The organism is Amycolatopsis sp. NPDC114484 (assembly GCF_055633755.1).
This window is the reverse complement of sequence record NZ_JBVKDQ010000001.1, coordinates 320,257-333,773: the sequence shown is the minus strand read 5'-3', so window position 1 is coordinate 333,773 and position 13,517 is coordinate 320,257. Positions and strand designations below refer to the sequence as shown.

The following is a 13,517-nucleotide window of genomic DNA, read 5'->3' as shown; positions in this document are numbered from 1 at the left end:
TACTCAAGAGTGCCTCGAAACCGCAGGTCACGAACATAGCAGCAGTACTGGACTGAACACGAGAGGAAGCACCATGGCGCGAGCGGTCGGCATCGACCTCGGCACGACCAACTCGGTCGTCGCCGTCCTTGAGGGCGGCGAGCCGACGGTCATCGCCAACTCGGAAGGCTCCCGTACCACCCCGTCCATCGTCGCCTTCGCCAAGAACGGCGAAGTGCTGACGGGCCAGCCGGCGAAGAACCAGGCCGTCACGAACGTCGACCGCACGATCCGGTCCGTGAAGCGGCACATCGGCACCGACTGGAAGACCGAGATCGACGGCAAGGGCTACACGCCGCAGGAGATCAGCGCCCGCGTGCTGATGAAGCTCAAGCGCGACGCGGAGGCGTACCTGGGCGAGGAGATCACCGACGCGGTGATCACCGTCCCGGCGTACTTCGAGGACGCGCAGCGCCAGGCCACCAAGGAGGCCGGTCAGATCGCCGGCCTGAACGTGCTCCGGATCGTGAACGAGCCGACCGCGGCCGCGCTGGCCTACGGCCTGGACAAGGGCGAGAAGGAACAGACCATCCTGGTCTTCGACCTCGGCGGCGGCACGTTCGACGTCTCGCTGCTGGAGATCGGCGAAGGCGTGGTCGAGGTCCGCGCGACCTCCGGTGACAACCACCTCGGCGGTGACGACTGGGACGAGCGCATCGTCACCTGGCTGGTCGACAAGTTCAAGGCCACCAACGGCATTGACCTGACCAAGGACAAGATGGCGCTGCAGCGCATCCGCGAGGCGGCCGAGAAGGCGAAGATCGAGCTGTCCAGCTCCAACTCCGCCAGCATCAACCTGCCCTACATCACGGTGGACGGCGACAAGAACCCGCTGTTCCTCGACGAGACGCTGTCGCGCGCCGAGTTCCAGAAGATCACCTCGGACCTGCTCGAGCGCACCCGCCAGCCGTTCAACAACGTGATCCGGGACGCGGGCATCGCGGTCGGCGACATCGACCACGTGGTCCTCGTCGGCGGTTCCACCCGCATGCCGGCCGTGTCCGAGCTGGTCAAGGAGCTGACCGGCGGCCGCGAGCCGAACAAGGGCGTGAACCCGGACGAGGTCGTCGCGGTTGGTGCGGCGCTGCAGGCCGGTGTGCTCAAGGGCGAGGTCAAGGACGTCCTGCTGCTCGACGTGACCCCGCTGTCGCTGGGCATCGAGACCAAGGGCGGCGTCTTCACCAAGCTGATCGAGCGCAACACCACGATCCCGACCAAGCGGTCCGAGATCTTCTCGACGGCGGACGACAACCAGCCGTCGGTGCAGATCCAGGTGTTCCAGGGCGAGCGTGAAATCGCCGCGGCGAACAAGAAGCTCGGCATGTTCGAGCTGACCGGTCTTCCGCCCGCCCCGCGCGGCGTGCCGCAGATCGAGGTCACCTTCGACATCGACGCCAACGGCATCGTGCACGTGACCGCGAAGGACCTCGGCACGAACAAGGAACAGTCGATGACGATCACCGGTGGCTCCGCGCTGCCGAAGGACGACATCGAGCGCATGGTCAAGGACGCCGAGGCGCACGCCGAAGAGGACAAGAAGCGCCGCGACGAGGCCGAGACCCGCAACCAGGCCGAGACGCTGGTCTACCAGACCGAGAAGTTCGTCAAGGACAACGAGGACAAGCTGCCCGAGGAACTCAAGGGCAAGGTGAAGTCCGCGATCGACGAGGCGAACGAGGCGCTCAAAGGCACCGACTCGGCCAAGATCCGCGAGTCCATCGAGAAGCTGAACACCGCTTCGCAGGAGCTGGGCAGCGCGCTGTACGCGAACGCCGGCGCCGAAGGCGCCCCGGGCGCTGAGGGCGCGGCCGGTGCCGCGGGTGCCGCGGGTGCCGCTCCGAAGTCGAAGGCGGACGACGTGGTCGACGCCGAGATCGTGGAAGAGGACGAGAAGAAGTGACCCCCCGCCACTCCGAGACCGAGGGTCCTGGCCCCGAGGAACCGGTAGTCGTGCGGGATCGGCGACGGGTGGACCCGCAGACCGGCGAGGTCCGCCCGCCCGCCGCGGAGGAGACTCCGGCCGGTGAGGAGCCCGCGCAGCACGCGGGCCCCTCGCTGGGCGATTCCGTGGACGAAGCGGTTTCGGCTGCCTCGGATGTCGAAAAGCAACTGTCCGAGCGCACTGCCGACCTGCAGCGTCTGCAGGCGGAGTACGCGAACTACCGCAAGCGAGTCGACCGCGACCGCGAAGCCGTGGTGCAGGGCGCGAAGGCGTCCGTGGTCGGCGATCTGCTGCCGCTGCTGGACGATCTTCAGCGCGCGGAGCAGCACGGCGACCTCACCGGCGCGTTCAAGGCGGTGGCCGACAAGCTGGTCAGCAGCCTGGAGCGGGCCGGTCTGGAATCGTTCGGAGCCGAGGGCGAGGAATTCGACCCGAGCGTCCACGAGGCCGTGCAGCACAACACGTCCCCGGACGTGAAGGGCCCGACCGTCACCCTGGTCATGCGCCGCGGTTTCCGCTTCGGCGACCGGGTGCTGCGGGCGGCGCTGGTCGGCGTGACCGACCACGAGCCCGGCGAGGCCCCGGCGCAGCAGCCGGTGGACCCTCCGGTCGGCGGCGAACTGCCGCTCGACGGTTCGGTCGATGAGTCCGGCCAGCAGTAACAATCGGTTTGCAGCGAAAGGAGGAGACACCCGATGAGTGCTCGGGAGTGGATCGGCAAGGACTTCTACAAAGAGCTGGGTGTCTCCTCCGACGCGACCGCGGACGAGATCAAGAAGGCCTACCGCAAGCTGGCCAAGGAAAACCACCCGGACGCCAACGCGGGCAACACCGCGGCCGAGAACAAGTTCAAGGCCGTGTCCGAGGCGTACGGCGTGCTGTCCGATCCGGCCAAGCGCAAGGAGTATGACGAGGCGCGCACGCTCTTCGGCTCCGGTGGCGCGGGCGGGTTCGGCGGCTTCCCCGGCGGTGGCGGCGCGGGCGGCTTCGACATGAGCGACCTGTTCAACCAGGCCGGAGCGCAGAGCCAGCAGGGTGGGTTCGGCGGGCTCGGCGACATCCTCGGCGGCATTTTCGGCCGAGGTCGCGGCGGGGCCGCCGGAGCGACGGCGAACCGGCCGCAGCGCGGCGCGGACGTCGAAACCGATGTGCGGATTGACTTCCTCGAGTCGGTCAAGGGCGCGACGCTGCCGTTGCGGCTGTCGAGCCCGGCCACCTGCAGCACCTGCGGTGGCAACGGCGCTAAGCCGGGCACCTCGCCGCGGGTCTGCCCGACCTGCAGCGGATCCGGGCTGGTCAGTCGGAGCCAGGGCGCGTTCGCGTTCTCCGAGCCGTGCCAGGATTGCCGCGGTCGCGGCAAGATCATCGACGAGCCGTGCCCCGAGTGCGCCGGCGAGGGCATCAGCACCCGCACCCGCACGCTCACCGTGCGCATCCCGCCGGGGGTGAAGGACGACCAGCGGATCCGGCTGGCCGGCCAGGGCGAACCCGGTCGGGGCGGCGCGCAGGCGGGCGATCTGTACGTGCGCGTGCACGTGGCCCCGCACAAACTGTTCGGGCGCAAGGACCTCAACCTCACGCTCACCGTGCCGGTGGACTTCACCGAACTCGCGCTGGGCACCACCGTCACGGTGCCGACGCTCGAAGGCAAGGTGTCGCTGAAGGTGCCCGCGGGCACCGCGAGCGGCCGGGTGTTGCGAGTGCGCGGAAAGGGCATTCAGAAGCGGGACGGCGCGCAGGGCGATCTGCTGGTCACCCTGGAGGTTGCGGTTCCGGAGAAACTCGACGACAAGGCGCGGTCCGCACTCGAGACCTACGCCGAGGCGATGAAGGGCCACGATCCGCGGCCCGAGATCACCGAGTTGCTCGAAGGCAGGTGAGGTCGATGTTCGGCGGCAATCCGGGACTCCCGCACGGCGCGGACGAGGACACCCCGGTGTTCGTGATTTCGGTGGCGGCCCAGCTTTCCGGGCTGCACGCGCAGACGCTGCGCTCCTACGACCGGCACGGCCTGGTCTCGCCAGGCCGCACCGCCGGCGGCGGACGGCGCTACTCGATGCGCGACATCGCCCTGCTGCGCGAGGTTCAGCGCCTCTCGCAGGAGGACGGGGTCAACCTGTCCGGCATCAAGCGCATCATCGAGCTGGAGAACCAGGTCGACGCGCTGCAGTCCCGGGTGCACGAGCTGACCGAAGAACTCGCCGTCGCCTACGCGGCCGCCGAACAGGCCGCCGCGGCGGTGCACGCTTCCTACCGCAAGGATCTGGTGCCGCTGCGGCAGAACACCGCGCTGGTGGTCTGGAAACCCAAGCGCCGCTGAGCTCTTCGCCAGCAGCCCTCCCGTGTTACGACGCGGGAGGGCTTTTTACTGTCCGGTGCGGACTTCCGTGCTGAGGGTCCGCAGATCGGCGAACGCCTCGTCCAGATAGTCGTCCAGGCTCCGCGACGGATCGCTGATCCAGGTTTGCGTGGCGTGCTGGAACGTCGCCCACCCGGCATGGGCGGCCAACCGCGCCAGCCTGTCCTCGACACCCCGCTGCCGCAACGCTTCCGCGAGCGCTTCGGCGAGTGTCGCGGCCTTGGCCAGGTTGCGTTCGCGCAGCGTCGGAGTCGCCGCGATCAGGTCGCGCCGGGGTTCGGCGAACGGCAGATTGCGCTCCATGATCCGCCCGGTGTTCTTGAAGGCGCGCAGCAGGATCTCCAGCGGCGCAAGGCCTTCCGGGGCTTCGGCGACCGACCGGGTGAGATCCTCGCGCAGGTCGGCTTCGCCGTCGAAGAGCACCTCGCGCTTGTCCGGGAAGTGCCGGAAGAAGGTGCGCTCGGTGACGCCTGCCCGGGCGGCGATCTCCGCCGTGGTCGTCTTGTCGAACCCGTTTTCCCGGTACAGCTCCAGCGCCGCCTGCTTGAGGCGGCTGCGCGCTTCTGCTCCGCTCCGTGGCACGTCCTGAGCCTACCCGGAGTTTGCGCCAGTGACTGACACCACATTTCGTCAGTCACTGGCGCTACGCGTAGAGTCAGTGACTGACACTAAGGAGCCTTTCATGCACTTCTTCGTCACCGGCGGATCCGGACAGACCGGCCCCGCCGTCGTCGCCGAGCTGGTCAGGGCCGGGCACACGGTCACCGGGTTGGCTCGTTCGGACACCGCGGCCGCGCGGCTGGAGTCGCTCGGCGCGACGCCGCATCGCGGTTCGCTCGACGATCTCGACAGCCTGCGCCGAGGTGCCGAAGCCGCCGACGGCGTGCTGCACATGGCCCAAGGCGGCGGTTACGCCGATCCGGACGGCCTCATCCGCCGCGACTGCGAGGCGATCGACGCGCTGGGCCAGGCACTGGTCGGCACCGGCAAACCGTTCGTCAGCACGTCCGGCACGCTGGTGCTGAAGGCCGACCAGGTCAGCACGGAACTCGACCCGGCCGACCCTGGCTCCGTCGCTTACTTCCGCATCCCCGGCGAGCAGACCTGCCTCGGATTTGCCGACCAGGGCGTCCGCGCCAGCGTCGTACGGCTCGCGCCGACCGTGCACGGACCGCGCGACCACGGCTTCATCCCAGCGCTCATCGCGGGCGCGCGCCGGGCAGGGGTTTCGGCGTTCATCGGCGACGGCACGAACCGCTGGCCCGCGGTCCATCGCGAGGACGCGGCGGTGCTTTTCCGGCTGGCACTGGAGAAAGCGCCTGCCGGAAGCGTGTTTCACGGGGTCGGAGAAACGGTCGCGATCAAGAGCGTCGCGGAGAAAATCGCGCAACTGCTGGACCTTCCCATCGCGTCGCTGACCCTGGAAGAAGCCGCCGAGCACCTCGGGAACCCTTTCCTGGCAAGGTTCTTCTCCCTCGACGTGCCCGCCTCCAGCGCGCACACGCAGGACCTGCTGGGCTGGACGCCGCACCACGCGACGTTGTTGGAAGACCTGGAGACCGGCGACTACTTCACCCCGGAGGCCAGCGACCGCGCCGAGGCGGTGTGGCGCTAGTTCCGCGGACGCACCAAACCGGATTCGTACGCGACGATCACCAGCTGCGCGCGATCCCGAGCGTCGAGTTTCGCCAGCAGCCGCCCGACGTAGGTCTTCACTGTCGCCATCGACAGCTGCATCCGTTCAGTAATTTCCACATTGGACAGTCCACTCGCGACGAGCGTAAGCACCTCGCGCTCTCGCGGGGCCAAGGCAGCGACGTCCGCACGCGGCGGGGTGTCCGGGATCCGCGCGAACTGCGCGACCAGGCGTCGGGTGATGGACGGGCCGAGTAGCGCGTCTCCGGAAGCCACCACGCGCACCGCAGCGCACAGGTCGGCCGGGCGGGTGTCCTTGAGCAGGAACCCGGTCGCTCCGGCGCGCAGTGCGGCGAACACGTGCTCGTCGAGGTCGAACATGGTCAGCACCAGCACCCGCACGTCCGGGGCGCGCTCGCCGATCAGCCGGGTCGCCTCGATCCCGTCCATCACCGGCATCCGCACGTCCATCAACACCACGTCCGGCTTCTCGGCCACGGCCAGCTCGACCGCCTCGGCCCCGGTCGCGGCTTCGCCGAGCACGGTGAAGTCCGGTTCGCTGTCGAGCAGCAGCCGGAAACTCCCGCGCAGCAAGGCTTGATCGTCCGCGACGACGACGCGGATCTGGTCAGGCATCGGCGCACCGGAGAGTGGCGGCGACGCGGAACCCGCCGTCCGGACCGGGCCCGGCGACCAGTTCGCCGCCGTAGAGGGCGACGCGTTCGCGCATTCCGGTCAGCCCGTGGCCGAGTCGCAGCTCGCCGATCGGCGCCGCGCCGTCGTCGGTGACCTGGATCCGGATCTCTTCAACGGCGACCGCGACCACCACCCGGCAGCGGGCTGGTGCGGCGTGTTTCACCACGTTCGTCACCGCTTCCTGCACGATTCGGTACGCAGCCAGCGCGACCGGTTCGGGAACCTGCGCGGTGCCCAGGACGGACAGCTCGACGTCGACCCCGGTCTGTCGCGCGCGTTCGGCGAGCTGTGGCAACGCCGCAAGCGGGTCGGCCGGGGTTTCGTCGCCGTCGTCGCGCAGCACGTGCAGCAACCGCCGCATCTCGCCGAGCGCCGCGCGGCTGGTCGCTTCGATCACCCGCAACGCGTCGCGCGCTTCCTCCGGGCGGCTGTCCGCGACATGGTTGGCGACGCCCGCTTTCACCGCGATCAAGCCCATCCCGTGCGTGACGACGTCGTGCAGTTCGCGCGCGATCCGGACGCGTTCGTCGACCAGGATCCGATGTTCGCGCTGCCGTTCCTGCCGCGCTGTTTGCTCGCGACGCGACCGCACCGCTTCGGCAAGCCCCCAGGTGAGCAACGCCAGCGGGACGCCGAACGCGTACCACCACTGCCCAACCACCGCGGTTGCCGCCGACATCGCCGCGACCCCAGCCGCAGCAGGCAACGCACGAGGCGGCCGCACGAGATACAGCACCGCGGCCGCGCCGACGAACGGATCCCACAGCAGCCCGAAAGCCGCCGCGGAAGCGGAGACGACCACAATTCCGATCAACACCGGTACCGGAGCCCGCCGACGCAGCAGCACCGCGGCGGCGATCAGCGTCGCGATCGCCGCGGACACGGGCAGCCGCCACGACTCTTCGTCGATCAGCAGATTCCCGGCAAGCCCGACGTCCGTGACGAGGAGACCTGCCGCCAGCGCGACATCGCTCACTCGCAGAGGGGACATAACCCCACGTTAGCCAGTGCGGGGAGCGCGCACATCGTGCTGTGGTGGGTCATCCCCTGGTTTAGTTCCGGGGCGCGGAACTGTCCGCCCCGGACCGATGTGCGCAGGGTGTCCGGCCGGGCACGGTGAGCGGCATGTCGACCTTTCCCGGCCCTCGCCTCGGCGGAGCGGCGCTCGTCCTCGGTCCGGTGCTCGTGCTCGCCGGCGTGCTGCTGCGCCTGCCGTACTCGTTCTTCTTTCCGCACCAGCTCGCCGCGAGCGCGCAGCATCCGGCACAAATGACCGCTGCCGCCACCTGTTTCCTCGCCGGTCAGGTGGTTCTTCTCTTCGCAGTGTCCACAGTGGTCAGCCAGATCGCGGTGGCGAAGCCGCGCTGGGCGGCGTGGTCTGGCGCACTGGTGCTGATCGGTCTGGTCGAGCGGGTCTTCCATGCCGGATTCGACCAGGCCGCAACGGATCTCGCCCGGCACCGCGGAGCCGACTACGCGACCGCGTTCGTCGCGGAGGCCTACGGCGACCTGCACCTGTTCAGCTTCTTGTCGTTCACGATCATGTTCGGCTGGCCGCTGCTCGGCTTCGCGGCTTATCGCGCCGGAGTGCTCGGCCCGGTACGCGCAGTAGCTCTCGCCGCCGCGACCGTCATGCCGCTCGGTGTCCTCAAAGGAACGACGATGTGGTCGATCGCCGCTGCCGCCGGGCTGTGCGTGGCGCTCATATCGTCCGGCATCCGGTTGCTGGCACAAGCCCAGCGCACGGATCGACGCACCGTTGGCCTCGCCTGCCTCGGTGCGATCGCAGTCGGGGCGCTCGGCTACTTGAGCACGCTGGGCTGACTACTTCAGGTGCTCCTCGAAGAACGCCATGACTCGCCGCCAGGCATCCGAATCCGACGGTTCGTGATAACCCATGCCCGTGACCTTCGCGAGCGCGGTCAACGGCGCGGGCCGGTAGTGGTTCGCGAAGCCGTGCCCGGCGTCCGGGTATTCCTTGACGTCATGCGGAATTCCTCGTTCGGTGAGCGCGGCTTCGAGCTTGGCCGCGGCACCGCGCAGGGAGATGTCCTTGCGGCCGAAGCTGCCGACGATCGGGCAAGCACCGTCCAAAACGGACAGATCCTTCGGCAGCGCGCCGTAGTACGGCGCGGAAGCGTCGAAGTCCCGCGAGGCGGCTACCAAGGCGAACCCGCCGCCCATGCAGAAACCGACGACACCGACCTTGCCGGTCGCGTCGTCCCGTCCGGCGACGAGCACCCGCGCGGCCTCGATGTCGGCGAACGCCCGGCCCTCGCGGGCGAGCATTTCCTGGAAAGTCCGCTTCACGCACCGGATCATGCCGCCGCGCGAGTACAGATCAGGGCTCAGCGCGAGATAACCCGCCGCCGCGTACCGGTCGGTGATCTCGCGCGCGTCCTGGTTCAGCCCGAACACGTCGTGGATCAGCACCACCGCCGGGAACGGCCCGTCCCCGGCGGGCACTGCGAGATAGCCGTCGATTTCCCCGTCTGCCACCGGAATCCGGATGTCCATGGCCCCGACGATAGCCACGCGAGCTGAGAGTCGCCTCAGTCCGCGGTGAACGGGTCGTACTGGATCTGGTCCAGCGCACTGCCCGCGACCAGCATCCGGGACACCGTCGCGCGGATCATCTCCGGCGAACCGGACACCAGGATGTCGTGGTCCGGCCACGCGCCGTACCGCGTGACCGCCTCGGCGAGGGTGCCGTGCTCGCAACCGGGCAGGTGGTCGCCTCGTTCGACGACCGGGGTGATGGTGAGCCACGGGTTGGTCGCGGCGAGCGCGCGCAGTTCTTCGAGGTCGTAGAGGTCTTCGCGGGTCGGTCCGCCGTAGAACAGCCGGGTCTTCGGGTTCTCGCCCCACAGCGCGAGGTGGTCGAGGATCGCCCGCAGCGGCGCGACTCCGGTGCCGCCCGCGACCATGAGCACGCCGCGCGACTGTTCGCGGTTGACGGTCATCCGGCCCAGCGGCGGACCGAGCCGCCAGACGTCGCCCGCCTGCGTGTGGCTCACGATCGCCCGGGACACCCAGCCGCCGTCGACCGCGCGCACGTGGAACTCGATGCCGCCGTCCTCGCGCGGCGCGTTCGCCGGCGACAGATACCGCCACAACCGCGGCCGCTGCGGCACCTCGACGCTCATGTACTGGCCCGGCGAATACGGCACCGGCTGGTCCGGGATCACCCGCACCAGCGCGAGATCCCAGGTGAGCCGCCGGTGCTCGACCACGGTGGCCGACCACGACGCCGGGTTCTCGTCCGCCGCCGCGGCCTCCTGCATCGCGCGCGCGACGATGGTGAACGCCTCCGCCCACGCGCGCTCGACCTCCGGCGTCCACTCCGGGCCGAGGTGGTTTTTCAACGCGGCCAGCAGCGCGGTGCCGACGGCCTCGTAATGCTTCGGGGCGACGCCGAACTTGCGGTGGTCGCGGCCGAGCTGGCGCAGGAACGGGAGCAGGTCGTCCGGTCGGTCCACCATCTGCACGACGCGGGCCAGCGCGCGGATGATCCGCCCGCCCTGCACTTCCATGTTGATCGGGAAGAAATCGCGCGTGGCGGGCGCGAGGGTGAACAGCATCCCGTAGAAGAACTGGGAGATCTCCGGGGCGTACGGCTCCGATTTGGCCCAGGTGTCGCGGATGAGCTGCACCATCGCGACGACGGCCGCGGGCGCCTGCCGGGGCGCGGCCGAGGTCCGCGGGAGCGGGCTGATCGAATCGGCTGTCATCGGGCTGTCGTCGTTCATGGATCGGAACCGGAGACCAGGGGGTTGGGAGGGAACGGTCACGAGAGCGGGGCGGCCGAGGTTGTCGGATTCGGCTCGCGCCGCCGCGCGGGGGAATTCGCCACTCCTGCTCCTCGTTGTCCACGACGTGCTCGCCGCGTCGGCATCGCGGGGCGTCTGGTCCGCAGAGTAGCCGCACTGAGGCGGATTGCCCGCATCGTTGCTCCGGTCGGGTTACCGGCCGGTCGGGACGTGGGGCAGCTCACCGATTAGATAGTTGTCCTACGCAACCTTCGGCAGCTAAACTTGTAGAATACAAGCAAGTGGGCACCGGCCCGGGAGGAACGATGAGCCCAGCTGATGATGTGCGGCTCGAACTGCTGCGGGAGCTGAAGGCGTCCGCCCAGCTCCAGCACCTGTGGATCATGCAGGCGTGGCAGAGCGAGCCCGGGCTGCACCCGGCCTCGGCGATGCTGCTGTCCGACCTCGCCAAACACGGCGAGGCCCGTCCGTCCGAGGTCGCCAAGCGCAGGCTCGTCGACCTGTCGGTGATCAGCAGGCAGATCGCCCAGTTGCAGACCGCCGGGCTGATCCAGCGCCGCCCCGCCCCCGAAGACGGGCGCGCCTCGCTGATCAGCGTGACCGAAGCGGGTCTCGCCCAGCTCGAACTGTGGCGCGGGAAGTACCTCGAGTTCTTCGAGACAGCTCTTGGCGGCTGGGACGAGGACCGGATCTCCGGTCTCACCTCCCAGCTCGCCGAATTGAACGAAGGTCTGCGCGCGACGCTCGGCCCGTCCGGGTACTGCGCCGGCGCACCCCACGCGGGAAAGTGAAGTAGCGAACAGTGGAAAACACCGCATCCGGGCAGCCGATGACGCACCGGGAAATCCTCAAGGCCTTCACCGGCCTGCTGCTGGCCCTGCTGGTGGCGTTGCTGTCGTCGACCATCGTGTCCAACGCCCTGCCGACGATCCTCGCCGACCTGCACGGTTCGCAGAGCGAGTACACCTGGGTCGTCACCGCGACGCTGCTGACGTCGACGGCGACCACCCCGATCTGGGGCAAGCTCTCCGACCTGTTCAGCAAGAAACTGCTGTACCAAATCGCGATCGTCGTCTTCACCGTCGGTTCGGCGCTGGGCGGGATCGCGCAGTCGATGCCCGAACTGATCGCCTACCGCGCGCTGCAGGGCATCGGGCTCGGCGGGCTGCAGGCGCTGATCCAGGTCGTCATCGCGGCGATGATCGCGCCGCGCGACCGGGGCCGCTACACCGGTTACACCGGCGCGGTGTTCGCCGTCGCGACCGTTTCCGGCCCGTTGATCGGCGGGCTGATCGTGGACTCGCCGCTCGGCTGGCGCTGGTGTTTCTGGGTGTGCGTGCCGCTGGCCGTCCTCGCGTTCATCGTGCTCGGCCGGACGCTGAAGCTCCCGGTGCTCAAGCGCAAGGTGCGGATCGACTGGCTGGGCGCGACCCTGCTGGTCGGCGGCGTCGCGCTGCTGCTGATCTGGGTTTCGCTGGCGGGCGGCAGCTTCGGATGGGTTTCGTGGTCGAGCGCCGCGTACGTCGGCGGTGCGATTGTCGCGCTGGCGCTGGCGGTTCTCGTCGAATCCCGGGTCGCGGAGCCGGTGGTTCCGCTGCGGCTCTTCCGCAACCGCACCTTCACGCTGTCCGTGCTCGCCTCGCTGGCGGTCGGCACCGCGATGTTCGGCGGTTCGGTGTTCCTCGGGCAGTACTACCAAATCGCGCGCGGATTCTCGCCGACGCACGCCGGTCTGATGACGCTGCCGATGGTGCTCGGTCTCGCGGTCGCTTCGACCGGAGCCGGCCAGATCATCTCCCGCACCGGGCGCACCAAGCCGTTCATGGTCGCCGGCGGGGTTTTGCTGCTGGCCGGGCTGTTCCTGCTCTCGACGGTGGACCACGCGACGAACCTGACGCTGATGGGCGTCTACCTCGCGCTGATCGGCCTCGGGCTGGGCTTCCTGATGCAGAACCTGGTTTTGGTAGTCCAAAACACGGTGGCGATGAAGGACATCGGGTCGTCGTCCTCGGTCGTCACGTTCTTCCGGTCGCTCGGCGGCGCGGCGGGCGTGTCCGCGCTCGGCGCGGTGCTGGCCGCCCGGGTGGCCACGAACATCGCGAACTCCCTGTCTCAGATGGGTATCCACACTGGCGGCGCGGTTTCCGGCGGTGGCGGTACGTTCGCCATCTCGTCGCTCCCGCCGGCGTTGCAGCCGGTGGTGCGCGGGGCCTTCGGCGACGCGACCGGCACGGTGTTCTTCGTCGCGGGCTGCATCGCGGTAGTCACCTTCCTCGCCGTGCTGTTCATCAAGGAGGTGCCGCTGCGCCGGACGCTCGACGCGGACGCGCCTGCGCCGACTGCGGCTGCTGTGTCGGTCGAGGCGGTCTCTGTGGTCGAAGCTCCGGTCGAGATGACCTCCGTGTTGCGTGGCCGGGTTCTCGACGCGGGTGGTCGTCCGGTGTCCGGTGTCGTGCTTACGCTCACCGACATGGCGGGGCGTCAGGTCGACGTTGGGCGTACGGGACGTACTGGCGCGTACGAGCTGTCGGCGAACACTGTGGGCGAGCACGTCCTTCTCGCGACGGCAGGCTCAACGCGGCCCGCGGTATCGACCGTGCGGCTTAACGGCAACGCGCGTTGGCACGACTTGCTGTTGGACAGCCAGGGCGCCATCTCGGGCCGTGTACGCGTGGCTGGTCGGCACGCCGCCGTCGCAGGCGCGGTGCTGACCCTCACCGACCGCCTGGGCATTGTCACCGCGACGCACATCGCGGGCGGCGACGGCGCGTACCGCTTCACGGGAATCGAACCGGGCGCGTACACGCTCACGGTGTCTGCACACGGATACACGCCGCACGCGGAACCGATGACGGTCGGCGATGGTGCGGCCGCACAGCATGATGTCGAGCTGAGCGAAGCTGCGGAGCGAGAGTTCGTTAGGCACCAAGGAACACTCAGCGTCGACTAAAGAGGCTCGTGAGTGTTTTTCCCGGTTCTGCCCGGGACAGACACTCACGAGCTTTCTACTGGGAGTGGCATTTGCCGTCAAACGATGCGCCCTCCCGGCCCTGCCTCGTCCCCCTTCCCCGGAGGT

The 13,517-nt window shown here is 69.0% G+C and carries 13 protein-coding genes; 8 read left to right on the top strand and 5 right to left on the bottom strand.

Features of this window, described 5'->3' with window-relative positions; all coding sequences use genetic code 11:
• Nucleotides 1-73 precede the first annotated feature (73 nt).
• From dnaK to ACZ7SW_RS01645, 4 genes are read left to right on the top strand one after another with little or no spacing between them, the layout of a single operon-like run.
• The gene (gene dnaK, locus ACZ7SW_RS01660) at nt 74-1,939 is read left to right on the top strand and encodes a molecular chaperone DnaK (protein WP_470228502.1); all 1,866 of its coding nucleotides are present in this window, start codon (nt 74-76) and stop codon (nt 1,937-1,939) included.
• Nucleotides 1,936-2,643 (top strand): nucleotide exchange factor GrpE, encoded by a 708-nt coding sequence (gene grpE, locus ACZ7SW_RS01655; protein WP_470228501.1) that lies wholly within the window; start codon nt 1,936-1,938, stop codon nt 2,641-2,643. The genes dnaK and grpE overlap by 4 nt, the downstream gene beginning before the upstream one ends.
• 33 nt (nt 2,644-2,676) lie before the next feature.
• Nucleotides 2,677-3,861, top strand: coding sequence for a molecular chaperone DnaJ (gene dnaJ, locus ACZ7SW_RS01650; protein WP_470228500.1), 1,185 nt, complete (start codon nt 2,677-2,679; stop codon nt 3,859-3,861).
• Between the two features lie 5 nt (nt 3,862-3,866).
• Nucleotides 3,867-4,301 (top strand): heat shock protein transcriptional repressor HspR, encoded by a 435-nt coding sequence (locus tag ACZ7SW_RS01645; RefSeq protein ID WP_470228499.1) that lies wholly within the window; start codon nt 3,867-3,869, stop codon nt 4,299-4,301.
• 45 nt (nt 4,302-4,346) lie between these two features.
• Here the strand turns inward: ACZ7SW_RS01645 and ACZ7SW_RS01640 are convergent, their stop codons facing one another.
• Nucleotides 4,347-4,922, bottom strand: a complete 576-nt coding sequence (locus ACZ7SW_RS01640) for a TetR family transcriptional regulator (RefSeq protein WP_470228498.1) — start codon at nt 4,920-4,922, stop codon at nt 4,347-4,349.
• 100 nt (nt 4,923-5,022) lie between these two features.
• On the opposite strand from ACZ7SW_RS01640, the gene ACZ7SW_RS01635 reads away from it, so the two are divergent.
• Entirely contained in the window at nt 5,023-5,955 is a 933-nt protein-coding gene (locus tag ACZ7SW_RS01635; protein WP_470228497.1) for an SDR family oxidoreductase, read from the top strand.
• On the opposite strand, the gene ACZ7SW_RS01630 is transcribed toward ACZ7SW_RS01635, so the two are convergent.
• Entirely contained in the window at nt 5,952-6,611 is a 660-nt protein-coding gene (locus ACZ7SW_RS01630; RefSeq protein WP_470228496.1) for a response regulator, read from the bottom strand. The genes ACZ7SW_RS01635 and ACZ7SW_RS01630 overlap by 4 nt on opposite strands.
• Nucleotides 6,604-7,662: a sensor histidine kinase gene (locus ACZ7SW_RS01625; protein ID WP_470228495.1), complete on the bottom strand. Its 1,059-nt coding sequence runs from the start codon at nt 7,660-7,662 to the stop codon at nt 6,604-6,606. Before ACZ7SW_RS01625 ends, ACZ7SW_RS01630 begins: the two co-directional genes overlap by 8 nt.
• 134 nt (nt 7,663-7,796) lie before the next feature.
• Here ACZ7SW_RS01625 and ACZ7SW_RS01620 point away from each other — a divergent pair, with 134 nt between their 5' ends.
• Nucleotides 7,797-8,495 (top strand): hypothetical protein, encoded by a 699-nt coding sequence (locus ACZ7SW_RS01620; RefSeq protein ID WP_470228494.1) that lies wholly within the window; start codon nt 7,797-7,799, stop codon nt 8,493-8,495.
• On the opposite strand, the gene ACZ7SW_RS01615 is transcribed toward ACZ7SW_RS01620, so the two are convergent.
• Both ACZ7SW_RS01615 and ACZ7SW_RS01610 read right to left on the bottom strand, forming a co-directional pair.
• Entirely contained in the window at nt 8,496-9,188 is a 693-nt protein-coding gene (locus ACZ7SW_RS01615; RefSeq protein ID WP_470228493.1) for a dienelactone hydrolase family protein, read from the bottom strand. It lies immediately after the preceding gene.
• A 35-nt stretch (nt 9,189-9,223) separates the two neighbouring features.
• Nucleotides 9,224-10,402: a globin domain-containing protein gene (locus tag ACZ7SW_RS01610; RefSeq protein WP_470229222.1), complete on the bottom strand. Its 1,179-nt coding sequence runs from the start codon at nt 10,400-10,402 to the stop codon at nt 9,224-9,226.
• A gap of 344 nt (nt 10,403-10,746) precedes the next feature.
• Between ACZ7SW_RS01610 and ACZ7SW_RS01605 the strand changes: the two genes are divergently transcribed.
• Nucleotides 10,747-11,232, top strand: a complete 486-nt coding sequence (locus ACZ7SW_RS01605; protein ID WP_470228492.1) for a MarR family winged helix-turn-helix transcriptional regulator — start codon at nt 10,747-10,749, stop codon at nt 11,230-11,232.
• Between the two features lie 38 nt (nt 11,233-11,270).
• Complete coding sequence (locus ACZ7SW_RS01600) at nt 11,271-13,391, top strand: MFS transporter (protein WP_470229221.1); 2,121 nt, start codon at nt 11,271-11,273, stop codon at nt 13,389-13,391.
• Nucleotides 13,392-13,517 lie beyond the last annotated feature (126 nt).

What these genes read in the sequence shown, in the direction of transcription:
- dnaK (WP_470228502.1), top strand. Translation starts at nt 74, where the DNA reads ATGGCGCGAGCGGTCGGCATCGACCTCGGCACGACCAACTCGGTCGTC.
- dnaJ (WP_470228500.1), top strand. Translation starts at nt 2,677, where the DNA reads ATGAGTGCTCGGGAGTGGATCGGCAAGGACTTCTACAAAGAGCTGGGT.
- ACZ7SW_RS01645 (WP_470228499.1), top strand. Translation starts at nt 3,867, where the DNA reads ATGTTCGGCGGCAATCCGGGACTCCCGCACGGCGCGGACGAGGACACC.
- ACZ7SW_RS01635 (WP_470228497.1), top strand. Translation starts at nt 5,023, where the DNA reads ATGCACTTCTTCGTCACCGGCGGATCCGGACAGACCGGCCCCGCCGTC.
- ACZ7SW_RS01630 (WP_470228496.1), bottom strand. Translation starts at nt 6,611, where the DNA reads ATGCCTGACCAGATCCGCGTCGTCGTCGCGGACGATCAAGCCTTGCTG.
- ACZ7SW_RS01625 (WP_470228495.1), bottom strand. Translation starts at nt 7,662, where the DNA reads ATGTCCCCTCTGCGAGTGAGCGATGTCGCGCTGGCGGCAGGTCTCCTC.
- ACZ7SW_RS01620 (WP_470228494.1), top strand. Translation starts at nt 7,797, where the DNA reads ATGTCGACCTTTCCCGGCCCTCGCCTCGGCGGAGCGGCGCTCGTCCTC.
- ACZ7SW_RS01615 (WP_470228493.1), bottom strand. Translation starts at nt 9,188, where the DNA reads ATGGACATCCGGATTCCGGTGGCAGACGGGGAAATCGACGGCTATCTC.
- ACZ7SW_RS01610 (WP_470229222.1), bottom strand. Translation starts at nt 10,402, where the DNA reads ATGACAGCCGATTCGATCAGCCCGCTCCCGCGGACCTCGGCCGCGCCC.
- ACZ7SW_RS01605 (WP_470228492.1), top strand. Translation starts at nt 10,747, where the DNA reads ATGAGCCCAGCTGATGATGTGCGGCTCGAACTGCTGCGGGAGCTGAAG.
- ACZ7SW_RS01600 (WP_470229221.1), top strand. Translation starts at nt 11,271, where the DNA reads ATGACGCACCGGGAAATCCTCAAGGCCTTCACCGGCCTGCTGCTGGCC.